The 25,053-nt window shown below is 62.9% G+C and carries 24 protein-coding genes; 9 read left to right on the forward strand and 15 right to left on the reverse strand.

The window, feature by feature from the left end; translation table 11 throughout:
• The first annotated feature begins 87 nt into the window (after window positions 1-87).
• The gene (locus HMPREF2565_RS09565) at window positions 88-1,503 is read left to right on the forward strand and encodes a zinc-dependent metalloprotease (protein ID WP_071407234.1); all 1,416 of its coding nucleotides are present in this window, start codon (window positions 88-90) and stop codon (window positions 1,501-1,503) included.
• Here HMPREF2565_RS09565 and HMPREF2565_RS09570 read toward each other — a convergent pair.
• A complete protein-coding gene (locus HMPREF2565_RS09570) occupies window positions 1,500-1,997 on the reverse strand; it encodes a M48 metallopeptidase family protein (RefSeq protein WP_071407235.1) in 498 nt (165 codons plus the stop codon). The two genes, HMPREF2565_RS09565 and HMPREF2565_RS09570, sit on opposite strands and share 4 nt — an antisense overlap.
• A 72-nt stretch (window positions 1,998-2,069) precedes the next feature.
• Between HMPREF2565_RS09570 and HMPREF2565_RS09575 the strand changes: the two genes are divergently transcribed.
• A complete protein-coding gene (locus HMPREF2565_RS09575) occupies window positions 2,070-2,900 on the forward strand; it encodes a hypothetical protein (protein ID WP_070512163.1) in 831 nt (276 codons plus the stop codon).
• On the opposite strand, the gene HMPREF2565_RS09580 is transcribed toward HMPREF2565_RS09575, so the two are convergent.
• From HMPREF2565_RS09580 to HMPREF2565_RS09615, 8 genes are read right to left on the reverse strand one after another with little or no spacing between them, the layout of a single operon-like run.
• The gene (locus tag HMPREF2565_RS09580) at window positions 2,897-4,948 is read right to left on the reverse strand and encodes an ATP-dependent DNA helicase UvrD2 (protein ID WP_210385901.1); all 2,052 of its coding nucleotides are present in this window, start codon (window positions 4,946-4,948) and stop codon (window positions 2,897-2,899) included. The two genes, HMPREF2565_RS09575 and HMPREF2565_RS09580, sit on opposite strands and share 4 nt — an antisense overlap.
• Window positions 4,920-5,654, reverse strand: coding sequence for an NAD(+) diphosphatase (locus tag HMPREF2565_RS09585; protein WP_046647468.1), 735 nt, complete (start codon window positions 5,652-5,654; stop codon window positions 4,920-4,922). The genes HMPREF2565_RS09580 and HMPREF2565_RS09585 overlap by 29 nt, the downstream gene beginning before the upstream one ends.
• The gene (locus HMPREF2565_RS09590; protein WP_049156104.1) at window positions 5,654-6,766 is read right to left on the reverse strand and encodes a potassium channel family protein; all 1,113 of its coding nucleotides are present in this window, start codon (window positions 6,764-6,766) and stop codon (window positions 5,654-5,656) included. Before HMPREF2565_RS09590 ends, HMPREF2565_RS09585 begins: the two co-directional genes overlap by 1 nt.
• 42 nt (window positions 6,767-6,808) lie before the next feature.
• Window positions 6,809-10,021, reverse strand: a complete 3,213-nt coding sequence (locus tag HMPREF2565_RS09595) for an ATP-dependent helicase (protein WP_071407237.1) — start codon at window positions 10,019-10,021, stop codon at window positions 6,809-6,811.
• On the reverse strand, window positions 10,014-13,190 hold the full coding sequence (locus tag HMPREF2565_RS09600) for an ATP-dependent DNA helicase (protein WP_084738729.1): 3,177 nt from the start codon (window positions 13,188-13,190) through the stop codon (window positions 10,014-10,016). The genes HMPREF2565_RS09595 and HMPREF2565_RS09600 overlap by 8 nt, the downstream gene beginning before the upstream one ends.
• A gap of 3 nt (window positions 13,191-13,193) precedes the next feature.
• Window positions 13,194-13,967, reverse strand: a complete 774-nt coding sequence (locus HMPREF2565_RS09605; RefSeq protein ID WP_071407239.1) for a hypothetical protein — start codon at window positions 13,965-13,967, stop codon at window positions 13,194-13,196.
• Between the two features lie 28 nt (window positions 13,968-13,995).
• Window positions 13,996-14,937 (reverse strand): DUF3152 domain-containing protein, encoded by a 942-nt coding sequence (locus HMPREF2565_RS09610; protein ID WP_071407240.1) that lies wholly within the window; start codon window positions 14,935-14,937, stop codon window positions 13,996-13,998.
• A 32-nt stretch (window positions 14,938-14,969) separates the two neighbouring features.
• A complete protein-coding gene (locus tag HMPREF2565_RS09615) occupies window positions 14,970-15,191 on the reverse strand; it encodes a DUF3107 domain-containing protein (protein WP_046647465.1) in 222 nt (73 codons plus the stop codon).
• A gap of 103 nt (window positions 15,192-15,294) precedes the next feature.
• Between HMPREF2565_RS09615 and HMPREF2565_RS09620 the strand changes: the two genes are divergently transcribed.
• Window positions 15,295-16,674 carry a DEAD/DEAH box helicase gene (locus tag HMPREF2565_RS09620; RefSeq protein WP_071407241.1) on the forward strand — a complete coding sequence of 460 codons (1,380 nt, stop codon included), beginning with the start codon at window positions 15,295-15,297 and terminating at the stop codon, window positions 16,672-16,674.
• Entirely contained in the window at window positions 16,671-17,957 is a 1,287-nt protein-coding gene (locus HMPREF2565_RS09625) for an Rv3212 family protein (RefSeq protein WP_071407242.1), read from the forward strand. The genes HMPREF2565_RS09620 and HMPREF2565_RS09625 overlap by 4 nt, the downstream gene beginning before the upstream one ends.
• Here HMPREF2565_RS09625 and HMPREF2565_RS09630 read toward each other — a convergent pair.
• Entirely contained in the window at window positions 17,954-18,412 is a 459-nt protein-coding gene (locus tag HMPREF2565_RS09630) for a hypothetical protein (RefSeq protein ID WP_071407243.1), read from the reverse strand. The two genes, HMPREF2565_RS09625 and HMPREF2565_RS09630, sit on opposite strands and share 4 nt — an antisense overlap.
• Before the next feature lie 562 nt (window positions 18,413-18,974).
• Between HMPREF2565_RS09630 and HMPREF2565_RS09635 the strand changes: the two genes are divergently transcribed.
• Both HMPREF2565_RS09635 and HMPREF2565_RS14425 read left to right on the forward strand, forming a co-directional pair.
• A complete protein-coding gene (locus HMPREF2565_RS09635; RefSeq protein ID WP_042529827.1) occupies window positions 18,975-19,232 on the forward strand; it encodes a WhiB family transcriptional regulator in 258 nt (85 codons plus the stop codon).
• Between the two features lie 95 nt (window positions 19,233-19,327).
• Window positions 19,328-19,402: a 50S ribosomal protein bL37 gene (locus tag HMPREF2565_RS14425; protein WP_012714902.1), complete on the forward strand. Its 75-nt coding sequence runs from the start codon at window positions 19,328-19,330 to the stop codon at window positions 19,400-19,402.
• A 113-nt stretch (window positions 19,403-19,515) separates the two neighbouring features.
• Here the strand turns inward: HMPREF2565_RS14425 and rsrA are convergent, their stop codons facing one another.
• A complete protein-coding gene (gene rsrA, locus HMPREF2565_RS13525; RefSeq protein ID WP_080975102.1) occupies window positions 19,516-19,788 on the reverse strand; it encodes a mycothiol system anti-sigma-R factor in 273 nt (90 codons plus the stop codon).
• Window positions 19,788-20,393: a sigma-70 family RNA polymerase sigma factor gene (locus HMPREF2565_RS09640; RefSeq protein ID WP_046647460.1), complete on the reverse strand. Its 606-nt coding sequence runs from the start codon at window positions 20,391-20,393 to the stop codon at window positions 19,788-19,790. The genes rsrA and HMPREF2565_RS09640 overlap by 1 nt, the downstream gene beginning before the upstream one ends.
• Before the next feature lie 37 nt (window positions 20,394-20,430).
• Between HMPREF2565_RS09640 and ybaK the strand changes: the two genes are divergently transcribed.
• Window positions 20,431-20,934 (forward strand): Cys-tRNA(Pro) deacylase, encoded by a 504-nt coding sequence (gene ybaK / locus HMPREF2565_RS09645; RefSeq protein ID WP_071407244.1) that lies wholly within the window; start codon window positions 20,431-20,433, stop codon window positions 20,932-20,934.
• A 36-nt stretch (window positions 20,935-20,970) separates the two neighbouring features.
• On the opposite strand, the gene HMPREF2565_RS09650 is transcribed toward ybaK, so the two are convergent.
• Window positions 20,971-21,633: an SOS response-associated peptidase gene (locus HMPREF2565_RS09650; RefSeq protein WP_071407245.1), complete on the reverse strand. Its 663-nt coding sequence runs from the start codon at window positions 21,631-21,633 to the stop codon at window positions 20,971-20,973.
• Between HMPREF2565_RS09650 and aroA the strand changes: the two genes are divergently transcribed.
• Window positions 21,632-22,936 (forward strand): 3-phosphoshikimate 1-carboxyvinyltransferase, encoded by a 1,305-nt coding sequence (gene aroA, locus HMPREF2565_RS09655; protein ID WP_071407246.1) that lies wholly within the window; start codon window positions 21,632-21,634, stop codon window positions 22,934-22,936. The two genes, HMPREF2565_RS09650 and aroA, sit on opposite strands and share 2 nt — an antisense overlap.
• Window positions 22,929-23,951 (forward strand): ribosome small subunit-dependent GTPase A, encoded by a 1,023-nt coding sequence (gene rsgA, locus HMPREF2565_RS09660; protein WP_046647457.1) that lies wholly within the window; start codon window positions 22,929-22,931, stop codon window positions 23,949-23,951. The genes aroA and rsgA overlap by 8 nt, the downstream gene beginning before the upstream one ends.
• 17 nt (window positions 23,952-23,968) lie before the next feature.
• Here rsgA and HMPREF2565_RS09665 read toward each other — a convergent pair whose 3' ends face one another.
• The gene (locus HMPREF2565_RS09665) at window positions 23,969-24,574 is read right to left on the reverse strand and encodes a hypothetical protein (protein WP_070512186.1); all 606 of its coding nucleotides are present in this window, start codon (window positions 24,572-24,574) and stop codon (window positions 23,969-23,971) included.
• A gap of 53 nt (window positions 24,575-24,627) precedes the next feature.
• Window positions 24,628-24,969, reverse strand: coding sequence for a hypothetical protein (locus HMPREF2565_RS09670; protein ID WP_070517843.1), 342 nt, complete (start codon window positions 24,967-24,969; stop codon window positions 24,628-24,630).
• Window positions 24,970-25,053 lie beyond the last annotated feature (84 nt).

Raw genomic sequence — 25,053 nt, forward strand, 5'->3', positions numbered from 1 at the left:
TCAGCCTACAGCCTTGGGGTGCCTGTTCGCTCTCAGCGTTGCCGTGGTCCTAGAATCCGCGTTAGGAAACCTAGTAGATTAGGGCCCATGAGCAACGGATTCGGTTTTTCCTTCCCCAATAACGACGATGACGATGACAACGATCGTCGCGACCAGAACCCGTTCGGCGCCTTCGGCTTCAGCGCGGGCAACGGTGGCCTAGGAGACCTGTTGAATCAGTTCGGCCAGATGCTGTCCGGCATGGGTTCCTCCATGAATTCCCCGGAGGGTGCTGGCCCGGTCAACTATGACTTGGCCAAGCGCATCGCACACCAGCAGATCTCCCGCGATAAAGAGGTCAGCGAGCAGGACCGCACCGCCGTGCAAGAAGCCGTGCGCCTGGCGGAACTGTGGCTGGATGATGCCACGATCCTGCCCACCGCGTCCGGCACCGTCACCGCGTGGAATTCCGCGCAGTGGCTGGATGAGACGCTGCCGATGTGGCAACGCATGGTCACTCCGGTAGCCGAACACATGAATTCCGCGCAGCTGGAATCCCTGCCGGAGGAGGCCCGCGAGATGATGGGCCCGATGACCTCGATGATGAACTCGATGTCCGGCATGAACTTCGGCATGAAGCTGGGCCACGCCCTCGGTGATCTGGCTGCCCAGGCGCTGACCGGTTCTGACTTCGGTTTGCCGGTCTCCCCCGCAGGCACCACCGCACTCTTGCCGCACAATATTCAGGCCATCGCGCGCGATCTCAACGTTCCGGGCCAGGAAGTACTCGTCTACATCGGCGCCCGTGAAGCCGCCCGCCAGCGCCTGTTCAAGCATGTGCCGTGGTTGGTCGAGCGCCTCGTCTCCTCCGTCGAGGAATACGCCATGGGCTTGGTCATCGATACCTCCCATATCGAGGAAGCCACACGCGAGCTCAACCTGGAATCCGGTGACCCGCAGGCCATCCAGGACGCGATGAACAAGCTGCAGGGCATGGACCTGTCCCCGCGGATCACCTCGCGCAACGCGGGAGCGGCTTCCCGCTTGGAGACCCTCCTGGCACTCGTCGAGGGCTGGGTTGAGCACGTGGTGACCGAGGCCCTGGGAGAGCGCATCCCGTCTACGAAGGCAATGACTGAGGCGTGGGCGCACCGCCGCTCCACTGGCGGCTCCGCGGAGAAGGCCTTCTCCCAGGTCGTCGGCATCGAACTCAACGCCCCGAAGGTGGAGGCCGCCGCTGAGCTGTGGCGCCGCGCCACCATCGCGGTGGGCGCCGATAAGCGCGATTCCGCCTGGGACCATCCGGATCTTCTGCCCACGGCCGAGCACTTGGAGAACCCGGCGTCCTTCATCGACGGGTTGCTCGATGACAATCCCGATGAGGGCTTTGAGGCAGAATTCTCCAAGCTGGAGGAGATGCTCCGCCAGCAGGATGCCGGGGACGATGCCAGCGATAGCGCTGGTGAGGGCGCAGACGCCGACGGCGACGAGGACAAAAAGGACGGGCCGGAGGAAGAGAACTAGCGGAAACGCTGGTAGGCCTCGAGGTACCCCTTCGCGCGTTCTGCTTTGGGGGCGCGGTCGGCCCACTCCCAAAAGTCCGGGCCATGGCCCGGAATGAAGGTATGTGTCAGCTCGTGGATGATGACCGCATCGAGCACATAGTCGGGGACGTCCTGCAGCCGGTCAGAAATCCGAATATCTCCCGTTGAGGTAGTGCAACTACCCCAGCGGGATTTTTGGTTGCTGACCCACCGAATGGATCCCACCGTGGCGCGGTCGTCCAAATAGCGAGTGTTCAACGTGCGTGCGCGGGCGGTGAGAGAGGCATCGGAACGCTGCGACGAGGTGTGCTTCTTGCGCACCTTCGCCACGATCTCATCCACTGCTTTCTGTTCTTCTGCTGCCGACATCCAGGCAGGAATGCGCACCTCGAGAACGCCATCAACAACGCGGGCTTGGACGGTGCGACGGCGCCGGGCGGAGCGAATGACACGGACCTCGGGGTTGTTCGACATGACAGGGCATTCTACCTGTGGTGCAATGATGGCTAAGCACAGCTGGGGTGGGTCATCAACGGGGAGGAAACCATGTCTGCACAGACGTATATGCTGGCGCCGGAAACCACAATCCTGGAGCGCGAGCCCGGGATGCTCCAGTGTGGGATGGATGCCACGCGCGTCGGCGTGTTCGAGGCCCACCCACAACTGGCACGCCTGCTCAATCGGTTGCGCACCCCGCTGACCCGGCAGACCATTGAAAAATCCATCGAAAATACCGGCACCAGCCCGTCTGCTGCCCGCAGCCTGGTTGATGATCTGATCAGTTACCGCGTTCTGTGGCCAGCGCCCCAGCCGCAGCGCGTGGCCGTGCTGGGTACGTCGGCCCTCGCTAACGAGCTACGCGACGTCCTCCTGAACGATTCCTTCCAGCCCCGCTCCCCTCTCCACAGCGAAACACCCTCCGAGTACATCGCGAACGTGGCCGGGCACCTGCCGATTGTCGCCGTCGACATGCTGGACGGCGCGACGGAATGGGCACAAGCCCTGCACAAATCCTCGGCGACGTGGCTACCGGTATCGATGCTGGATGCCCGCGGCATCATCGGTCCGGTCCGCGTAGCCGGCGCGGGGCCTTGCCCACTGTGCGCGCATCTGCACCGCATCGATGCGGACGAGCAGTGGCACGAGGTGGCGCGCCGCGCCGCCGCGGTAGAACCGCCGGGGGATCCGATCGTGCGCACCGCAATAGTGATGCATGCTGTGGTCACCATCCGCCGCCTTTTGGGAAGGCCCGCCCCGCCCGGGGCTCCCGGCGGCAAGCCGTTAGCCGGGGAGCTTAAGGAGATAGACCCCTACGGGATCGAGCAACACCGGCTGTTGATGGAGCACCCACGCTGTACGTTCTGCGCCGGTGCCTAACCCCGGGTCGAGGCGATGATCTGCAGCACCTCCGCGCCGTAGCGCTCCAGCTTGGAAGGGCCCACCCCGGAGATATCGAGCAGCTCCGCCTCGTTTGTGGGAAGCGCCTCCGAGATCGCTTGCAGGGTGGCGTCAGAGAACACGACATAAGCAGGTACCTGAGAGTCCTTCGCCACGGACGCGCGCCACGCGCGCAGTGCGTTGAAGACATCCTCATCGCCCTCATATTCGCACCACTCGTGGCGCCCCAGAACCTTTTCGGCGGGACTGCTGAGCTGGCCCGAGCACACGCGGCAGCGGCGCGGGCGATAGCGACGGTTCGATGACTGGCTCTCCTCGATTCCCGGCACCACGCCGTCAAGGAAGCGAGTTCGCTCACGCGAAGCCCGCGAACCGGTCGTCTTGGCTAACGCCCACGACAAAGCCAGGTGCTCGCGCGCACGGGTAATGCCGACATAGAACAGCCGGCGCTCCTCCTCCACGTGCTCATCGCCGGCCTTGATGGCGTGGTTAATGGGCAAGAGTTTTTCGGTGAGGCCAACGAGGAAGACCGCATCCCACTCCAAGCCCTTGGCAGCGTGGATGGTCGCTAGGGTCACGCCCTCCATCGTGGGGTTGTGCTTGTTTTCGGAGCGGCGGTGCAGCTCCCCCAGCACGCCAGGCAGGTCGATCCCTTCGTGGTCCTCCACGATCTGCGCGATGAGATCCACCAACGCCGTGAGCGACTGCCAGCGCTCACGCGCCTGCGCGCCCTGCGGCTCCGTGGCGGACAGCCCCAGCTCCACGAAGGCCGCACGTGCCACGGCCACAGGGTCATTCGGCAGATCATCACGGCGCGTGGCAGCGATGAGCACGCGGATGGCCTCCAAGATCTCTGGGCGGCGGAAGAATCCCTCGCCGCCGCGGACTTGGTAGACCACTCCGGCGTCGGCAAGCGCCTGCTCAAACTGCTCCGATTGCGCGTTGATGCGGTAAAGAATTGCGATTTCAGAGGCCTTCACGCCCTGGTTGAGCAGGGTCAGAACCTGGCCCGCGACCTCCTTGGCTTCGATCTCCTCAGACTCATAGGCCTTAAAAGTGGGCTCGGGGCCAGGCTCGCGCATACCTTGCAGCTCCAGGCGGGTCCCCGCCGCGCGGCCCGTGGCCTTCGAGATGACCTCGTTGGCCAAATCCGTCACCTGCGGAGTGGAGCGGTAATCTCGCTGCAGCTTTACCACCGTGGCCTGCGGATACGTACGGGAAAAATTCAGCAGGTACTCCGGGGAAGCTCCGTTGAAGGAATAAATGGTCTGGTTAGCATCGCCCACGACCGTCAGGTCATCGCGCTCCCCCAGCCAGGCCTCCAGCACGCGCTGTTGCAGCGGCGTCACGTCTTGGTACTCATCCACCACGAAGGTGCGGTACTGCTCACGGAAGACCTCCGCCACCGCCGGTACGTTCTCGATGGCGCCCGCGATGTGCATGAGCAAATCATCGAAATCAAGGTACATGAGATCCGGGGTGGCCTTCATGTCCTCGTAGCGGCGGAAGACCTCTGCCACCTTGGCCGGATCCCCCGGTGCTTCGCGGTCCGTGGACTCGATGACGCCGGGATAGCCCTCGGGGCTGATCAACGAAGACTTCGCCCATTCGATTTCCCCCAGGAAGTCACGGATGGTGTCCTTGTTATTGTCCAGACCGAGCGAACGCACCGCACGTGCAACCAGGCTGAACTTATTATCGATGAGCTGCCACGGCAGATCCCCGGCGACCTGCGGCCAGAAGTACTTCAGTTGGCGGCGCGCCGCGGCGTGGAAGGTTTGAGCCTGCACTCCCCCGACACCCATCTGGTTGAGACGCTCGCGCATTTCACTCGCGGCACGAGAGGTAAAAGTGACGGCCAGAACACGCTGCGGGTTGACGAAGCCCTGATCCACCATGTGGGCGATGCGATAGGTGATCGTGCGAGTTTTGCCCGTTCCGGCACCGGCCAGGATGCAGACCGGGCCGCGCGGCGCCGTGGCGGCGGCCCGTTGGTCTTCATCGAGCAGGGACAGATCCGGTCTCATCACCGTGGAACCACTCCATAATCATCGTGTGTGCAATTGAGCCCTGGCGGGCAATGGTCATTGTTGGAAGCTCGGCGCGGGACACCCACCGCACCTCAGCGAGCTCGTCGTCAGTATCGCACACGGGCTGGACATCCTCCGTGACCGCGGAAAAGCCCACCATCAACGAACCGCTCGGCGGCCACGGCTGTGAACCCCAGTACTTGACTGACTCCACGCGGCGGCCGGTCTCTTCCAGTGCCTCCCGGATCATCGCTTCTTCGAGGGTCTCACCGGGATCCACATAGCCGGCAATCAAGGAGAAGAAGTTAGGACGGTGGCGGTTACGAGCCAACAGGATTTGGTCCGAGTCTGCGTGACGGATAATACCGATGACGGCGGGATCAAGGCGTGGGAAGACGAGGCGCTCGCCGTCGCGCCCCACCGCCCCGGGCGCAGGATAAGACAGCTCGCGGCCGCTGCGCGGATCAAAGCGCGCTTCCCGACGGTTACGGATCAGGTGCAGGGCTTTGAGGATGTCGCGCTGACCGTTAAAGAAGGTGGCATCACGCAGCGAGCCGAGCCGCTCGGCGGCCTCGGTGCCCAGTAGGAAAGCATGGATGGCCCCGGCCGTGACCACGATGTCCCCCGCCGGCTCAGCCAGAAAGACCGGCTGGCCCTGTGGCGTAACCGGGACGCGGCCGGTCTCGGTGACAGGAAGGAACATTAGTTGCCTTCGTCCTCGTCTTCATCGGAATCTTCCGCGGCCTGCTGCATCTCGTGCTTGATGTAGAGCAGGCGGTCACCGGGCTTGAGCGCGTACGCATCTGCCGTGTCGACGCGGTGCAGCTCGTTGTTGCGCAAGACGGCCAGGACAATGTCAGCGAGGTGGCGCGGGTTGGAGCCCACCTCGAATTCGCGCACCGCGCGCTCCGCCACGGAGAAACCCTCATTTGGTGAGAGGAGATCCTCCATCATCTCCACCACGGTTGGCGTTACGGTAGCGAGGCCCAGGAGGCGGCCGGCCGTCTCCGCCGAGGTCACCACCGAATCAGCGCCGGATTGAAGGAGAAGGTGGCGGTTTTCAGATTCACGCACAGACGCGACCACCTTGGCCTTAGGGTTAAGCTCGCGCACGGACAACGTACACAGCACCGCGGTATCGTCCGTGGACGGAGTCACCACTACGGAGGATGCATGCTGCGCGCCGGCGATGCGCAGGACGTCCTGCTTGGTTCCGGAGCCATAGATGGTGACGAGGCCGTGGTGCTCGGCACTGGCCAAGGCTGCACGGTTGTTATCAACAACAACGATCTGGGAGGCGGGGACGTCGTCGGCGATCAGCGCGGCGACCGCACCGGCGCCCTTGGTGCCATAGCCGATGACGACGGTGTGGTTACGCAATTGCTTTCTCCAATTCTGGATTTCAAACGTGCGACGGGCTCGATCCGTCAGAACCGACAAGGTAGCACCGACCAACAAAACAAGGAAGAGCAGGCGGGCCGGGGTAACGATAATAAGGTTAATGAAGCGCGCGGTGGGAGTCACAGGGACAATATCGCCGTAGCCCACAGTGGTCAGCGACACCGCCGAGTAATAAGCCGCATCCAAGAAAGACAAATCCTCGCTATACCCGTCACCGTCGAAAAAGACGATGATGGTGACAAAGACCATCAGCCCCATGGCCCATATCACGCGGCGCGCCAGTTGCTTCCACGGGCTGGTGCTTTGCGTGCGCGGAATCGTGATGACATCGAGCAACGCGTGGTCAGGCTGCGAGGTCAGCTCAACCTGCGATAAAAAACGCGACGTAATGCGTTTTCTTAAGTGCTTGGGCACGAAGCGCCAACCTCCCTAGATGATGCGGATTTCCTCGTGAGACTACCTTAGACTCAACCCTGGTGGCGTGGAAACTGCAGAGCTTAAAAGCTCAGCCAGCCGTGCTCCAGTGGGTAAGTTCTCCGGCTCCAAAAGGTAGTTCTCATGCACATAGAAGAACGCCGCGCGGACGGTCTCCACGCCGTGAATACGCCGCCATGCCTCCGCATACACGGCGAGCTGAATCTGCGCCGAGTTCAGTGCAGCGCCCTGCGGGCGGCGGCCAGTCTTCCAGTCCACGATGAGCCAGGAACCATCCGGTTGTTGGAAGACCGCGTCCATGCGGCCGCGGACGACCGAGTCCCCAATGGTGATCTCAAAAGGCGCTTCCACATAGGCAGGTGTGCGCTGCGCCCACTCCGAATCTAGGAAAGACTCTTTGAGTGATTCCAGGTCGTGGTCCGGCTCATCGTGGGAGCCGGGCAGCTCGTCCTCCCCCAGCAAGGCGGGCGCCCCAAACCGATCCTCCAGCCAGGCGTGGAAGGCGGTGCCGCGCTTGGCATAGGAGTTAGGTTTGAAGGGAATGGGGCGGCGCTGGCGGCGGGCAAACTGAGTGGGATCCGCTGACATCGCCACCATGTCGGAGGCTGTCAACTCGCCAGGCAGCTCCACATCGACCACCGGGGCTTGGAGGGCTTTGTGTTCCTCGATGAGCGCGCTCGCCTCCTGCTCCCAGAGTCCAAAGACCTCGCCATCGCGCAGCGGTGGCAGGTTCTCCATTGCCGCGCGCACCGCGTCTGCGGCCTTGAGCGCTTCCGGTTGCGGGGTTAGTGCAGGGAAGGAGGCCTCCGTAACAGAACGCTCTTCGTCTTCCACGGGGTTCTCGGGGACCTCCCAGTGGACGACGAGCTCTGGGTGCTTATCCGCCAGCAGTTGCAGGTAGGAATACGGGCCCTTCTTGCTCTTGCCCTTCGCCTTATTGGTTCCGGAGCCAGTCACCGTCAGGGTGGACTCGGTGCGGGTCATTGCCACGTAGAACAGGCGGGCTGCTTCCTCTGCTTGGAACTCGCGGTTTTGTTCCTTGAAAGCCTCACACGCCTTGTCGAAGTCGGAGCGTGTCACCGCGTCCTCGGGGACATCGATGACATCCTCATCACCCGGTGCTTTTTCGATCTTGGTCAGGAAAGTCTCCGCCTGCGCCTTATAGCTTGTGGAATCCGCGTGTGCCACGCAGAGGTGTTCCCATTCCAAGCCCTTAGCCTTGTGCACCGTCATGATGTGGACGCGGTTGCGCACGAGCGGGACCTCTCCCAACTCAAGGCCGTCTTCCTTCTCCTTAGCCAGCTCAAGATAGTCCAGGAGCCCGGCTAGGCCCTCCCCGTGGAAACCAGCGACGACGTCGGCGAAGGCGTCGAGGTGTGTTGCCCCGCCTGGCTTCCCGGAGGCTAAGACCTCGGTACGCAGACCAAAGAGCAACTCAATATCGGCGACAATGTCGTTGAGCGACTTTCCCAGGGAATAGGTGCGGAGGTAGCGCAGCTTGGAGGAAACCTCTTCCATGCGCTCTAGGCCTTCGGCACTGTAGCGCTCGCGTTCGCCGAGGTCTGCGAGGGCGTCGGCAAGCCCCAGCACCTGGTCAGGCCCCTCTGCGGTGATGTCCTCGATTTGGGTAGCCAGGTGCTCCAGGGGATCACCGCCCTCCCAGCGTGTGCGCCCCTCCGCAGCACCGGCAAGGTTGCGCTGACGCGAATGCAGCGCCTGGATGTCGGCGATACCTAGGCCACACATCGGCCCGGTCAGCACGCGCAGCGCCGCCGCGGTGTCCTGCGGACGCACCAGCAAGGTGGCCACCGCTACGAGGTCTTGGATCTCCGGCTGCCAGAGCAGCCCGCCGAGACCAAAGATTTCGTTGGGGACCCCGGCCTTGTCCAGGGCCGCGGCGATCAACGGCGACTGTTTATTGGTGCGCACGAGTACTGCGGCGCTGAAGTCCTCACCCTCCGGCGTGGACTCATAGAGCTGACGCAGGTGCTCTGCGATGAAGTCTCGTTCCTCATCTTCGGAGGCGAAATAGCCCAGCTCTACCGTGCCTGCCGGCGCGGTGGGCTTCGGCGATAGCTCATCCACCGGCCGCTCGCCCGGGCTTTCGGAGAAGAGCTTCGAGGCCACGTCATTGGCCATCCCCAGCACCGTCGAGGGGTTGCGCCAGGAGGTGGTCAACTGGTCTTTGGGCGCCGGGGTGCCGTCAGCCTGCGGGAAGTCCGTGACGAAGGCCTCGAGGTTTTCCGCCGTCGCCCCGCGCCAGCCATAGATGGACTGCATGGGGTCACCGACCGCGGTAACCGAGAGCCCCTCGCGCCTACCACCGAAGAGGGAACGCAGCAGGATGCGCTGCGCGTGGGAAGTGTCCTGGTACTCATCCAGCATGACCACGCGATACCGCGCGCTTTGTTGCTCGCCCAAGAGGGGGAAGTTTTTGGCCAGGGTGGCAGCGATGGACATCTGCTCGCCGAAGGTGATGACGCCCCGCTCCGCCTGTTCCTTCTTCAGTGCTTCCACCAAGGGCAGGTACTCCAGGCGCAGGCGTTGGGTATCCAGGTATCCCTGCAGCTTTTGGCTGTACTCACCGCTGGTCCTCTTGCTCTTCTCTAGGTCCTCTGCGGTCTTGCGGAAGATGTCCTCGTGCTCATACAGATCGTGGGGATCCTTGAGCTCCCCGTCCATGGTCTCTGCCAGTTTGAGCAAGGTGGCGGTGACCGTGGCCACGGCATTATCGGTGCTCAGCGAGCCCGTGTAGTTGCTGACGACCTCGTGGGCGATGGCATAGCGCTCCGCCTCAGTGATAATGCGGGCATTCGGCTCCACCGGCATGAGCAAGCCATACTCGCGGACCAGATCACCCGCGTAGGAGTCATAGGTGGAGACGTTAGGCGCGATATTCTCCACTGCCTCTGCCGCTGGGCTGCCCGGAGCAAGGATTCCTGAGGAGCGCAGGGTCAGCAACTGGCGGCGGATGCGCTGCTCCAGCTGCTGGGCTGCCTTGCGGGTAAAGGTCAGGCCCAGGACTTGCTCGGGCCGCACCAACCCGTTTGCGACCAGCGACACCACGCGCGAGGCCATCGTCTCCGTCTTACCAGCGCCCGCGCCGGCCACGACCAGTTTCGGCCCGAGTGGACCGTCGATGACTGCGGCTTGCTCTGCGGTGGGAGGAAAAGGCTTCCCCAGCGCGCTGGCCAGCTCCTCAGGACTGAAGTGTTGGGTGGTGTTCTTAGGCATCGGTCACCAGAGCTCCTTCATTCATCACAGGGCAAATAGGGCGGATCGGGCACCGATCACAATCGGCGTTTTCACGCGCGGTCAGCCCCGGTCCGCGCAGCTCGGCCACGAGTGCAGGTAGCGCCTGCGCAAATTCCTCGAGTTCCTCCGGGGGCTTGGTCGCTTGTTCCCGGGTGGACACGGAGGCAGCGCTGGATCGCGGGTACACCAGCACGCCGCCGCCACGCGGCAGGCCGGCACCGGTCCGGATGGATACAGACTGAGGCTCGCCGTCAGAGTCCGCTGGTGCCGTGACGAGTTCACCGTGTGCCAGGGCCAGCTGATACGTCATGAGCTGGGTATTGTCCTGGGCGCTGGCCTTCGAGGGAACCGTTGTTCCGGTCTTGAGATCCACTACCACATAGTCCTCACCGGCCTTCGCCAGCCGGTCGATGAACCCACGAATGGTGACATCGAGGCCGATGTCCACGGTGACGGGAACCTCAACGCCGACGGGTTCGAGTGACGTCGAGCTCGAGAGCACCCAGCTGTGGGTGCGGTCGATAAGGCGCTCAAAGTCCGCGCGCTCAGCCTCGCGGCGCCACGCGGGGCCATCAAGCAGCGCGGCGAAGGCATCAACCACGAGCTGCTTCGCAGGCTCAGCGGCAGCTCCCCGGCCCAGCGCCTCCAGGAAAGCATGCGCCAAATTTCCCCGCAGAAGGTTGATATCCGCTGAGTCATCCTCGACGAGCTGCCCGAGCACCGCATTGAGCGGACACGTGAGCAGGGCATCGACCCGGGACGGCGACACGGTACTGGAACCATGCAGAGGCAGCTCCGAGGCGATGCCGCGGGCGGCCCACCACTGATCCGGGTGCGCCCCCGGAACCCCAGCCTCGGCCAGACGGGCCAACTGCCGCACCGCTTGGGAGCGCTCGGCCTCACCCGTCTCCGGATCGGTAGCGCAACGCCGCAGCTGCGCCACGAAGGCGGGAACCGAGAGCACGGAGACGTCAAGGGGATCGAGCTCTTCCTCCCCACTAGCCGCACTGGGCAACGTCACTGGATTCGGTTCCGGAACCTCGAGGCCCAGCTCGCGTGGCCAGGCCTGGCGCGCCAGCCGCTTACCTGCTTCCCGGCGCGCTTGTGCTCCTGGGACATCGACACCGCGGGCGGACAGGAACTCATCGATGAAGCGCGACGGCTCCTCGGCCACATCGCTCTCCGGCGAATCCACCGCGAGGACGAGCAGGCGGCATCGGTGACGCGTGGTGGCCACGTGGAAGAGCCGGCGCTCCTCCGCCAAGCGCCCCGACACGTGGCTGACTGGGGTGCCGGGTGTGATGCCGCGATCTAGGAGATCGATGAGGTCCTCTTGCCCGAAGAGAGAGCCGGTCTCCCCTACCGACGGCCACGTTCCTTCCTGAACGCCCGCCACGATGACGGTGTCCCACTCGCGGCCCACCGCGCCGTGCGCGGTGAGGATCTCTACCGCATCAGGCAGCGCCGAGCGACGATCCCGCACGCCGGTGGGCAATTCTTGCTCCGTGATGTGCAGGATGAAGGACTCTAGGGAGGCCGCCGGGCGGCGCTCGGCATAGTCACCGGCGGCATCGAACAGCGCCATCATGGCATCCAGGTCTCGGTCCGCCTGCGAACCCGCGGCACCGCCGCGCAAGGCTGCCGCCTGCAGGCGCGTGTCCAAACCGGTGGCCTGCCACACCTCCCAGAGGACTTCCTCAACAGCAGCGCCTTGCTGCAAGGCCGCACGCCCGGCCGACAGCACCCCGCGAATGCGGGCCAGGATCGCTTCTTCGCGCTCAGTCAGGAGGTTGTTGAAGTCCGGCAACTCACCATCCAGCAGCTCTCGCAGCGTGTCCATACCGCGCTGCTCCGGCTTCCAACGGCGCAGGCCGCGAATGAGCCTCCGCAGCGTGACTGGGTCCGCACCGCCGACAGGACCGGTAATCAGGTCCTCGAGCTCCACGGGCTCAAGCTCATTCTCCAAAGCACGTAGAGCCAGAAGCACCGCCTTGACCAAGCGCTGTTCCGCCAGCACCACGTCCGTGGGGTTGATGTGCACTGGCACGCCAGCAGACAGCAGCGTGCGCCGGGCGGGGCCGATATCCCCGGTAGAGCGCACGATGACAGCGATATCACGCCAGTCCACGCCGTCCTCGAGGTGCCGGCGGCGAACCGTGTTGGCCAGGACATCGCGCAAGGTGCCGCGGGACTCCACGACGCTCACGCAGGCCGGGGAGGGAGTGCGGTGCGTCGAGTCTAAGCGCAGCTCGTTCTCTGCCTCCCACGTGGTGAGGAATTCCGAATTAGCACCACGGAAAGCAAAGACCGCTTGGTCAGGGTCACCACCAATCACGGTGAGGCGGGCGGTCTTCGCCAACTCCGCGATCAGCTGGCCGGAGGTCGGGTCGAGCAACTGGGCGTCATCGACCACGATGGTGTGCCACGGGTGCTCGCGCAGTAGCTCAGGGCGCAAAAGCACCTGGCTGACCAGTTCTGCCGCGGAATAGGAATGCGAACCCGCCAGAGCCTGAGTCCGCTCATATTCGCGCAGGAACTCGCCGGCAGCAGTCCACATGGGCCGAGCATGGCGCTCCCCGAGCTCCTCGAGCTCTGTCGGGCCCAGCCCCCGTTCGATGGCACGCAACAACAAGTCACGCAACTGGCGCGCAAAACCCACGTACTCCAGGGCCGGCCGCATCTCCTCCGGCCACGCACCCCTGCCATCCGCAGCATGGCCTTGGAGCAGCTCGCGGATGACCGCATCCTGCTCTGCGCCGGTAATCAGGCGCAGCTCTTCCTCGCTGCTCTGGCGCAGCAATGCAAAGGCCAAAGAGTGCACCGAGCGCACCATCGATGTTTGCGCCGCATAATCATCGAGGTTTTCTGCTAATTCCCTGCGCAGCAGCGAACCGGATTCCTTGGACGGGGCGACGACGAGGATGCCGGAGGCATCGGCCCCGGCGTTGAGCTGGCCCAAGACCACGTCGATCAGCAGGCTCGATACTCCGGACCCGGCCGCGCCGAGCACCCGCCACGTGCCTTCCGTGGGCACCGGTACATCCCATGTGCGCGACGTGGCCCGGCGGTTCCGGGGAACAAGGCGGACATCCGGCGAGGGAGGAAGCGTGACGCCGGAACGTGTGGGGGATTCGCTGCTGTACTTCACGCCCTACAGTCTGTCAGATGCCGCGGACACGAGGGCCTCTTCCACCCTTTCTATGTTCGAACGCACGGTCGCCTTGGAGCGCGGGTGCAGGATATTGACGTACCGGCGATACGCCACTGCACGCAGCAAGAGCTGCTGTATTCCAGGCACCGACGCAAAGCGGGTGCAAATATCACCATCCACCGCCCCCGCGATCAGACCATCCACCATGACTATCGCTGCAGTCCAGCCCGCCGGACGCGGAGCGGCAGAAGGCACGATATCAATCAGCGCCGGCGGATTAGCCCCGGAAAAAATGGTGGTTCCCAGAAGATCCATGTGAGCGGTGACCAACGGGAGGTGCGCAAGCTCGGCATCAGAATAGGCCTCGCCGCTCTCCTCCCACGCGGCCCGCTCCGCCCGCGCAAACACATCCTCGCGCCGGTCCATGGTGGGCAGAGGGGCCACATCGAGGGCGTCATCAAGGCGCAGCGCTAACTGCACGGTTTCATCGATGCGGCCTCGCAACTGACCGTCCACGAATTGTGTGGCTTTCCACCCAGCGGCTGTGTAGCGCCCATCGGCGGTCAGAACCGGGCGGGCGATACGCGCTCCCGGCACGCTGAGTTTCTCGCGTACCTTGGCGGACCAACCAGTCCACGGCCGCGCCTCGGCAAAGACGATATCCCCGACGCGAATCCCGTTATCCCAGGCAGGCCCCACGAGCTCTCCCTGCGTTCGGCGCGGGTGAAACTCGGCGTTGAAGGCGGCGAGAACGGGCTCAGGTGGCAGTGGCATGGGAAATAGTCCTTAAATTTCGAGCGGCTTACTCGGGCTTGGCGTGATCAGAATTAGCCGGATTCGGGTAGGGCCACGGGTTCGGCTCGCAGGTGACGTCCTCGTCCGGATACACCTCGTTTGGTTCCTTCTCAAAGAGCTTCCCGTTGTTGAGGCTCAGCGTCTGCTGCATCATGACGGGCGCGAGCTTACCCTCGCCACCACAGGGCTGGTGGGCCGCGTAACCAATGGCGTGGCCGAACTCATGGTTGATCAGGTACTGGCGGTAGTTGCCCAAATCCCCCTCAAACGGCGCAGCGCCCCGCACCCAGCGAGACTCGTTGAGGTTGACCGCGGATTCACCGGTAATCGTCGTGTGACACGAGGTTTCCGATTCCAGCTGCGCACCGCACAGCTTTGCGGTGGTCCCCAGTGAGGTCAGCCGGATGTGCGTATCCGGGTTGTCATCGGCCTTGACGTGGATGAATTCGAAGTCTCCGTTGGCGGTCCACCCGCGGGGGTCGGACAGGGTGGCGTCGACCAGAGAGACCACCGCAGCATCCCCACCGTAGGCAGAGGTGTCCACGCCATTTTCAATTTCCACGGAAAAACGGATGGTCTGTTTTCCACCCTTGCCCGCGTGCATGGTGGAAGGGCCGGCATCGCGGTAGGTTTCATCACCTTGTTCCGTGAAGGCACCGCCGGCAGGCAAGCCATCCTTGGCAGCAGCGACCGCACTGGCGTTGGCAGGATCGGGCCCCTTGGGCAGGGACGGGGTTGCGGTAGCGCTGCTTGTCGACGTCTCCCCTGCCGCCGTCACGTCCGCCTCCTGAGCTGGGGAGCGGAAAACGTCAACGAGCACCCACACGGTGATGACGACCATGACGGGGATCGCCACCACGCGCCACCAGCCATACTCGCGAGCGAAACGCTCCACCGCTGAAAGGCGCTGTGGGTGCTGTCCAAGATCCGCGGGATTCTCCATGGCCATTTAGGCTACCCGCTGAGACGGCGCGCGCGTACTTAGCCCGCGAAACCGACGGTGTGGGCGCGTGCAGTGCCGATTTCTACGTAGACGACTCGCTCGGTGCGCACAATGTAGGAGCGACCCTTGGTGTCCTTCAATTCGAGGGTGGAGTTCTCCGCCAAGGCATTGTTAATGGTCTGGGTCAGTTCTTCGCGCTCGCCTTCGGCATGAATAACCAGTTCGCGGGCGGTATCGGCAAAACCAAACTTGATGTCCATGTGGTGTGTCTCCCTTAGATCGTTGTCATTAATCGGTGCCGTGAGGCCTGCGCCCCCGGCGCTCTAATGGCCCCACTATAGCCACGTCCTCTACTATCAAGGTGTGCTTGCCCCGAAATCTTCCCGCGATTCCCGCGAATCCCCTACCTTTGCCGAGCTCGGCGTCGCCGTAGAGATCTGCGATGCCCTCGCTGACAACGGGATTACGCACACCTTCGCCATCCAGGAGCTCACGCTCCCCATCGCGCTCAATGGCCAGGACCTCATTGGCCAAGCGCGCACCGGCATGGGAAAGACCTACGGCTTCGGTGTACCGCTTCTCGATCGCGTCTTCGATGATGCCGACATCCCGGAGCTTGACGGAACCCCCCGCGCGCTGGTCATTGCACCAACGCGCGAGCTAGCCATCCAGGTCAGCGGGGACTTGCAGGTCGCTGCCGCGAATCTGCCGCTCAGCGTCATCACCTTGTGCGGCGGTCGCCCCTATGAGGAGCAGATCAAACAGATCAACGCAGGCGCGGACGTCGTCGTGGGCACCCCGGGCCGCCTCCTCGATCTCTGTCAGAAGAAGCACTTATCCTTCGATCAGGTCAGCGTTCTTGTATTGGATGAAGCCGACGAGATGCTGGACTTAGGCTTCCTTCCGGACATCGAGAAGATTCTCTCCCTGCTGCACGGCAATCCGCACCAGACCATGCTCTTTTCCGCCACTATGCCTGGCCCCATCGTGACGCTGGCTCGCACCTTCCTGGACCAGCCGGTGCATATCCGTGCCGAATCTGCCGACGCCCAGCAGACCCATGCCTCCACCCGCAAGGTCACCTTCCAAGCGCACCGCATGGACAAGGTTGCGATACTGGGAAAGATCCTGCAGACTCACGGCCGCGGGCGCACCATCATTTTCACGCGCACGAAGCGCTCGGCGGCCGCCGTCGCGGAGGAGCTGGCGCAGCGCGGGTTCGCGGTGGGCGCGGTTCATGGCGACATGGATCAAAAAGCACGCGAGCGCTCGCTCGATGCCTTCCGCGACGGCACCGTGGAAATTCTCGTGGCCACGGATGTCGCCGCCCGCGGCATCGACATTGATGATGTCACCCACGTCATCAACTATCAGGTTCCGGACGATCCAATGACGTTTGTTCACCGCATCGGCCGTACCGGCCGCGCCGGCCATACGGGCACGGCGGTGACCCTCGTCGGTTACGACGAGCTGGGCAAGTGGCAGGTCATCAACGACGAACTCGACTTGGGCCAGCCGGAGCCACCACAGTGGTTCAGCACTTCTCCGGAGCTTATGGAAGCACTTGATGTTCCGGAAGGGGTTGCCGATACGGTCGGCCCACCCACCAAGGTGTTGGGTGGACCCCGGCGCTCGGGTTCCCCGCGCGGAGACTCCCCGCGTGGCGAATCCACGCGCTCAGCCCGCGCTTCGCGCCGCACCCGTTCCCGTAAACGCAATCCCCGCCAAGGAGGACGCCGATGAGCACCGAGCACGCCCAAGAATCCCCGGTCGACAACGCCGCTGCGAAGAAGGCACCCATTTTGCGTTCCACGAAGGCGGACTGGATTGCCGTGGGCGCGATCAGCGCGGTATGCGCCATCGCCATCGGCGGTGCGGTCATCACCGCACCGATCCACAAGGCTGAGCTCACCCCGGCAGTCGACGCTGCTGCCAACGCCGAGCCAGCGCTTCTCACCGCCGTCCCGAACTCCCTCACCGAATCCTTCAGCCTGCCCAACGCCTTAGTCCCGGGCCAAGCCCGGGCTGTGTCGTCGAAGGGTCTGCTGGTGACTCATGACGGCGACGCCCTGAGCGCCACGAATGCTGCCGGCGATGAGGTGTGGACCTATGAGCGCCGCGATGCCGACCTGTGTTCGCTCGGCACGGCGTGGAACAAGATTGTCGCTTCCTATGATGCGGGCAACGGCTGCGGTGATGTGGTGGCGATCGATGCTGCCTCCGGCCAGTATTCCGATACCCGCAGCGCCCGCAATTCCGACGAGGTGGTCCCCATCGTCTCGAACGACCGCGTGGGAACTGTCTCCGCCGAGCGGGTAGAGCTGTGGCGCTCCGACCTCGTGCGCACGGTGGAGTACGGCGATGTCGATGCCAAGCAGGAACCCAACATGCAGCCCCACGAGGACTGCGCCATCACATCAGCGCTGACCCGTACCGAGACGATGGCAGTGACCGAATCCTGCCCGGATTCCCCGGATGCCACGTGGTTGCGTATCCAGACCGCCACACCGGAGGATTCCCGCTCTCCGGAGATTTCCAAAGACATCAAGATCGAGGATCCGGGCGCGCGCCTCGTCGCCTACGGTCAGGAGGCGGCCGCAGTCTTCTTGCCGGGCGATACACCTCGCATCGTGTCCTATAACTTTGAGGGTGAAGCGCTGTCGTCCACGGACGTGGAACCTTCGACGTCCATCATCAACTCCGCCTCCCCCTTTGCTCCTGCCGTAGCCGATCTGCCCCACCACATGACGTGGTTTGATGGCGAGCGCCTCTACCTCTTCACGCCAACTCAGCTCAAGGTTGACCACGTTTTAGAGCAAGCGCTGGGCACTGGCATTGCCGTTGACGAACGCGTTCTCGTGCCCACTGAAGAAGGGATCGACGTGGTGGATTGGTCGACCGGTAAGACGGAGCGCACCATCCCCGTCGACCGTGATGGCTATTCAGGCCCGATTTCGCTGACCTTGTCCGGCACGGTCATCGTTGAACAGCGCGGGGACACGGCCGTGGCGCTCAAGGCATCCTAGAAGTGGCTTTCAGCCCATTGCGCCGCCTCGGGTCGCACCATGAGCAGGTACAGCACCAGTCCGGCGCTCGCTAGGGTTAGTGCACCGAGTAGGGCTGAGCCCCCACTGAACATCTGGAAGGCGATGGCGCCCAGGATGAATTCCACGAGCACGATGGCCCCGCGCCCCCAGCGTTTGCCTTTCACGAAGGCCCAGGAGCCAACGATGACAAAGCCGAAGACGATAAAAATGAAGATGGCCGTGCCCAGGCCGACGAAGCCTGTCGCGCCTGAGTCGGAAACCATCGAGTCGTTTTCAGCGCCAGATACCTCACGGACGATGAGGAAAATGCCAAAGATGATAACGGCGATGGACTGAACCACCGCGATTCCCGCAGCCGCGATGACCGAAGCCGGCGCGCCATTCCCTACGGTCCGGGGAGACGTAGCCGATGACTGTTTCTTCTTCTTGTTCACGGCCGCTTAGTCTACTTCTTACCCCTTCGGTTTAGGACATCTCCACACCGCAGACTCCCCCGCCCCGCAGACACAGTCCTCGGCATTCAGCTAGACCTTCCCACACGCCCAGTCTTCGGGGGCAGAGGACTGAATATGGATTTGACGCGATCCAGGTCACCACACTCACAGTTTTACCCCCATCAACGCTGGTAGACGGATTATTGACAGCCTTCTTACAGCCTCCAATCCATTAGTAAATCCTAAACCGACTGCATTTCTTTAGTGACTTTGGACACTTTTTACCCTTTACCCCTAGCGGACTTTGAGTAAACGTGTCATTATTCTCAGGTAGCAAAAACAACGAGCTGTTAAATCAGTTCATAACTCGGAGCAAACTTCGAGTTAACAGAAAGTGAACCACGGCGGCGTCGACGCTGGCCCCAACTCGAGACAGGGCCCCACTGACCGCAGACCAGTCCACTTCACCCCGTAGCACTCGGAACAGTTCACAGCTGTGAACTGCCCTAGGTGCGCCTACTTTCACCCACTGCTGTCAAAAATTTGTTAGGAGATTTCAATCATGGATTGGCGCCACGAAGCTGTTTGCCGCGACGAAGACCCGGAGCTCTTCTTCCCCGTCGGTAATTCCGGCCCTGCACTCACCCAGATCGCTAAGGCCAAGCTGGTCTGCAACCGCTGCCCAGTTGCCTCTTCCTGCCTCAAGTGGGCCCTGGAATCCGGCCAGGACGCCGGTGTCTGGGGCGGTCTCTCTGAGGAAGAGCGCCGCGCCATCAAGCGCCGCAACCGCAGCCGCGCCCGCGCCCGCGTTTCTGCCTAAAGAACCCTCAGAAGGCACACCCCCGATTAACACTCCGGCATACCCTGCCGCTACAGTTAAATAAGTTCATTTACCCTTAACAGAAGGAGTACGCGATGAGCAAGCGTGGCCGTAAGCGCAAGGATCGCCGTAAGAAGTCCGCTAACCACGGCAAGCGTCCTAACGCATAACGTCAGCATTCAGGGCTCGTTTCCTTCCTCATTCCGAGGACGGGAACGAGCCCTTTGCGTATGCGCCTACACCTAATTAACGTAGCCTAGGCGTTAACTTGGCCTCGGTGGCCCTAGCCCCAGGTGATTTCAGTCCGCGTAATCTCCACGCAAATGCGCTGGCGCAGTGACTGCGGTGCAGCCTGTCCCCCGCAACATTTGCGCACAAGCGCTCGGACTACTTCTTCACTCTCGACGCGCTGCTGACAGGCATCGCACTGCGCGAGGTGCTCGCGGATTTCCAGTGCTCGCGCATAGCTCGTTGATTCATCGAACAGCTCCCGAAAGAGCGCTTCAACCTCGGGAGAGTTACACGCACCGCAATTGCGTCCTGTTGCGCGTTCCATTACTTCTCCTCCATCTCTGGGTGGTTGCGACCAATGCCTTTTTCTCGTGCTACGTCCTTCAACGCCGCGCGGAGTAATTTTCTTCCGCGGTGGAGGCGGCTCATGACCGTCCCCAACGGGGTGCCCATCACTTCTGCGATTTCCTTATAGGCCAAACCCACTACATCCGAGTAGTACACCACCATGCGATAATCCTCCGGTAAGTCATTCATGGCCTCGGAAATCTCCGAGTCCGGCATCTGCTTGAGCGCTTCGACCTCCGCTGATTCCAGGCCCGTGGAGTCATGTCCGGACGTGGTATACAGCTGAAAGTCACTAAGCTCATCCGCTGAGGATTCCACTGGGCGGCGCTTGGCCTTCCGGTAGGAGTTGATGTAGGCATTCGTCATGATGCGGTACAGCCACGCCTTCAAGTTCGTGCCCTGTTTGAAGGAATCGAAGTTGCTAAAGGCCTTGAGGTAGGTCTCTTGGATCAAATCCTCTGCATCTTGCGGGTTGCGCGTCAGACGCATCGCTCCGCCGTAGAGCTGGTCCAGCAAGGGCAAGGCTTGCTCCTCAAACAACCGCTGTTTCTGAAGCGTCTCGCTCGTCGTTTCTGTGGCCATACCGACCATCCTAGCGCTCCGGACTAGGGTGGTTTATATGTCCAAGAAGACCCCGCGTGCCGCTACCCCCGCTCTCAAACTCCTCGAAGAGGCAGGTATTGACCACCACGTCTCCACCTTTGAGGGCGGTCGCGAAAACTTCGGCGAGGCAGCCGCTGCGGCCCTCGATGTTGCGCCTGAACGCATCTTCAAAACCCTCGTCATCGATCTGAGCGCCGGCAAAGGCCCCAAGCGCCAGCTCGCCGTGTGCGTCCTTCCGGTTACCAACCAGCTCAGCCTCAAGAAGGCCGCCGCTGCCTTCGGCGCTTCTAAGGCCACGATGGCCGCGCCTGCCGACGCCTCCAAATCCTCCGGCTACATCCCCGGCGGCATCTCCCCGCTGGGACACAAGCACATCCTCCCGACAGTGGTTGATGAAACGGCACTGCTTTTCGACACCATCTTTTTCTCCGGCGGCAAGCGTGGCCTCGACATCGAGATGAACCCGGAGGATCTCCCCCGCGTCCTGGAGCTCTCCTTCGCCGACGTGCTCGCCGACTAGTTCTGCCGACTAGAGCTGCCGACTAGAGCTCGCGTACTAGAACAGGGTGGCGGCCGGTGGTTCGTCGATAAGCTCTGCGTAGTCGTTGCGGACGTTACCCACCGCGGGGTCGGCCGGGTGTGCCTGAAAGCCGCGCACAGAGCTCGGCTCCAACAGCGCCTCCCCCGCCAGCCAAGGTGCGATCTCATCTGTAGTCAGAAACTTGGGCAGGCGGTGATGCAGCCACGCCATCTCCTCCGTGGCATCTGTGGTTACCATCGTGGCCGAGAGCCTCTCCATCCCCGTGGCCCACAAACCAGCCGCCCACAGCAGGCCGTCGGGCCCGGTCGCATAATAGGGCTGCTTCTTGGCCTTCTTATCTTCACCGGCTTTCCACTCGTAGTAACCATCCAGCGGGATAACGCAGCGCTGTGCTTTGAAGGCATCCCGGAAGGAAGGTTTCTGCGCCACAGTCTCCGCGCGGGCATTAAACAGCGGCGGGCCGTCGAGGTCCTTCTTCCAGTGCGGGATAAGCCCCCAGCGCGCTGGCTCCACGCGGGCGGTCTCCTCCGCAACCCGCACGATGGCGATGGGCTGGGTCGGAGCAATGTTATAGCGTGCCGGCGGCAGGCCTTCCGGCGCATGAACTTCCGTAATGGATTCCCACGCTCCGACTTCCTCCAGTAGGGACTCGGTGAACAGAACAAATCTTCCGCACATGCCCTTTATTATGGACTACATGTCTGCTTACTGGAGTGCTCCCCAACCCACCGGCCCGCTGTCCTGGACTCAAGAAGTCCCCGGATCGAAGTCGATGACCAACCGCGCCCTCATCCTCGCCGCGCTGGCTGACTCCCCCTCTATCATCTACAACCCACTGATCTCCCGCGATACCGACCTGATGAAGGAAGCCTTGAAGGCCATGGGCGTAGGTATCTCCGACTGGGGCCCGCACCTGCGCGTGACCCCGGGCCAGCTGCATGGGGCGACCGTCGATTGCGGCCTGGCCGGCACGATTATGCGCTTCTTGCCACCGGTAGCCGCGTTGGCGGATGGCCCCGTCATCATCGATGGCGACCCGTATGCGCGCAAGCGCCCCATGTCCACCATGACGAAGGCCCTGCGTGAGCTGGGCGTCGACATCAAGGGCGATAGCCTGCCGCTGACCATCACGCCCCATGGTGTCCCAGAGGGCGCCGAGGTCATCATTGACGCCTCCGCTTCCTCCCAGTTCGTCTCTGGCCTGCTTTTGGCCGGTGCGCGCTACCGCTACGGGCTCAGCGTGCGCCACGAAGGCGGCACCGTACCTTCCCAGCCCCACATCCTGATGACCATCGGCATGCTGCGTGACGCCGGCGTGCATGTGGTCGCGGGCGAAGATAATTGGGTCGTGCGCCCTGGAAAGATTGAAGGCCGCGAGTGGTATATCGAGCCGGACCTCTCCAACGCCACTCCTTTCCTTGCCGCTGCTGCCACCTGTGGCGGAAGCGTGAGCATCCCGAACTGGCCGGAGGAAACGGACCAGCCGGGTGATGCTTTCCGCGGCATCCTGGAACAGATGGGAGCTCAGGTTGAGTACGTCCCGCAGGCACCTCACCAGGATCCCTACTTGAAGGTCACCGGCCCAGAGGAGGGTCTAGCAGGCCTGCGCGGTATCGATCTCGACATGGGCGATATCGGTGAACTCACCCCGACCGTGGCTGCGCTGTGCGCGCTGGCCTCCACGCCTTCGACGTTGACCGGCATCGCGCACCTGCGCGGTCACGAGACGGACCGTCTGGCGGCCCTCGCTACCGAGATCAACGGCTTGGGAGGCAACGTCACCGAGCTTGACGACGGCCTCCGCATCACCCCTGCCCCACTCCACGGCGGGGTATGGCACTCCTACGCCGACCACCGCATGGCCACCGCCGGCGCCATCATCGGCCTGGCAGTCGAAGGGGTCGAGGTCGAGGACATCGATACCACGTCCAAGACTCTGCCCGGCTTCGCCGGGATGTGGGAGGCCATGATCCGTGGCTAGGCGCGCAAGCAGCTATGACGAATCCGATGTCCGCATCCGGCCCGGCAAAGGCTCGCGCCCGCGCACGAAGGACCGCCCAAAGCACAAGGATGCCAAGTTCGGCATGGTCATCACCAAGGACCGCGGCCGTTGGGGAGTCGCGCTGGATAACGATGGCCCGGTCGTCACGGCCATGCGCGCCCGCGAGATGGGCCGCACGCCCGTCGAGGTCGGCGACCGCGTCGGCGTCGTGGGCGATACCTCCGGGCGCAAGGACACTTTGGCGCGCATCGTCAAGCTGGAGGAACGCCGCTCCGTCCTCCGGCGCACCGCGGACGATACCGATCCTTATGAGCGCATCGTGGTGGCGAATGCGGACCGCCTACTCATCGTCAGCGCCGTGGCGGATCCGCCGCCGCGTTCCGGATTCGTGGAACGTGCACTCATTGCGGCCTTTGCCGGCAATATCCAGCCGGTCCTATGTCTAACGAAGACCGACCTCACCGACCCCACTCCGTTTGCCCAAGAGTTTGCGGACTTGGATGTCACGGTGGTGGAGGCCGGCGTCGACGATGGACTGGAGCAGGTCTGTGCCGCAATTGATGGACATGTCACGGCCCTCATCGGCCACTCCGGTGTGGGTAAATCAACCTTGGTCAACCGGCTTGTCCCGGACGCCAACCGCGAAACCGGTGAGGTGTCTGCGGTGGGCAAGGGCCGCCACACCTCGACGCAGTCGGTGGCACTGCGCCTGCCGGCGGAAGGAAGCACCCCGAATGGCGGGTGGATCATTGATACGCCCGGCATCCGCTCCTTTGGTTTGGCCCACATTGATGCCGAGAACGTCATCGAGGTCTTCGATGATCTGGCCGAAGCCATCGAGGACTGCCCGCGCGGCTGCACACATGCTGGGCCGCCCGCGGACCCTGAGTGCGGCCTGGACTTGAGCATCGAGGAAGGCACTGCTTCTGCACGCCGTCGCGATGCAGTGCGCGGCCTGTTGGCTTCCCTGCGCACCAACGTCGATTGGGCTTAGGCCTTAAGCCCTCAAGCTTAGGCCGGAAGCATAGCCGCCAGCTGCGGCGGCAGGACGGTCTTCAGGAAGGGGCTGGCAGCGCGGAGAGCCATAAAGAACACCGTCAGGGCGCCGGATACACCGAGGATGATGGCGCCACCCTTGTCGATGTTGGAGGAGGTGTTATCACCGCTCGGTGCCTTCTTGTTGAACTCTTCCTTCTTGGCACACGCATCGAGAGCCTTGACGTACTCCGGCGCGATGTCGCGGAAAGTCTCGGCTACCTTGATGTTGTTCTTAGCGCGCTTGACGGCGTCCTCGTCACCGAGCTCGACCTCTGCCTCATAGCCAGCCAGAGCACGGTAGAGCTCGTCCGATTGGTTCTCTACGTCGCGAGCACGCTTCTCCGCGTCCTTGGGCGAAATCTTAAGGCCATCCTTCAGCAGGCTGCTGTCGACGTCGTTGTCCTTGGACTCCGCGTTCTTGAGGTCGCTGGCTTCGTCCTCGCTCAACGTGATGGTGCACTTGTCATTCTTGATGGAGGTGGTCACCGCACCCGCAGTGGGGGCAGCGATTCCGCCAGCAACAAGTGCGACGGACAAGGTGGAGGTAGCAACTACGCGGCGAAGACGAGAGGAAGTCATGCTGAGGGGACCTTTCGATCGAGCTGAGTTTTACTCCAGCAGACTATCAGCATTTAGCCCAACTTGGGCAGGTAATCACCGAACTCCTTGTACACAGCGAAGCCGATGCTGATAATTCCGAAGAGAATGGCGACGATAACCCCCATCGGTCCTTGCGAGGAGCCCTCAACGATGCGCAGCCACGGAGTCTTAGGCATCACGGCCATGTTGGGGTCCGGATTGTTGGGGTCAGGTTCGCTGGGAGCCGCTTCCTGAGCAGAGCTCCCCTGCGCGGTCTGATTTTTCTGCGCTGCCGGCGCTACTGCTTCCTCTGCCCCGGCAATTGGTGCTGAAACGAGGGTTGTGACGCTCAGGGCTGCAGCGGTGATAAGGCTAGCAAGGCGAGTTGCCTTCATGATGGTGCTCCTTTTCTCAAGCAATGGCAATAAGGGCTTAGAGTAGCACCACCACTCGCGTTAGGGCTGTTAACGCTGGTGATC

The sequence above is a fragment of the Corynebacterium sp. HMSC072A04 genome (assembly GCF_001809235.1).
Lineage (GTDB): Bacteria > Actinomycetota > Actinomycetes > Mycobacteriales > Mycobacteriaceae > Corynebacterium > Corynebacterium hiratae.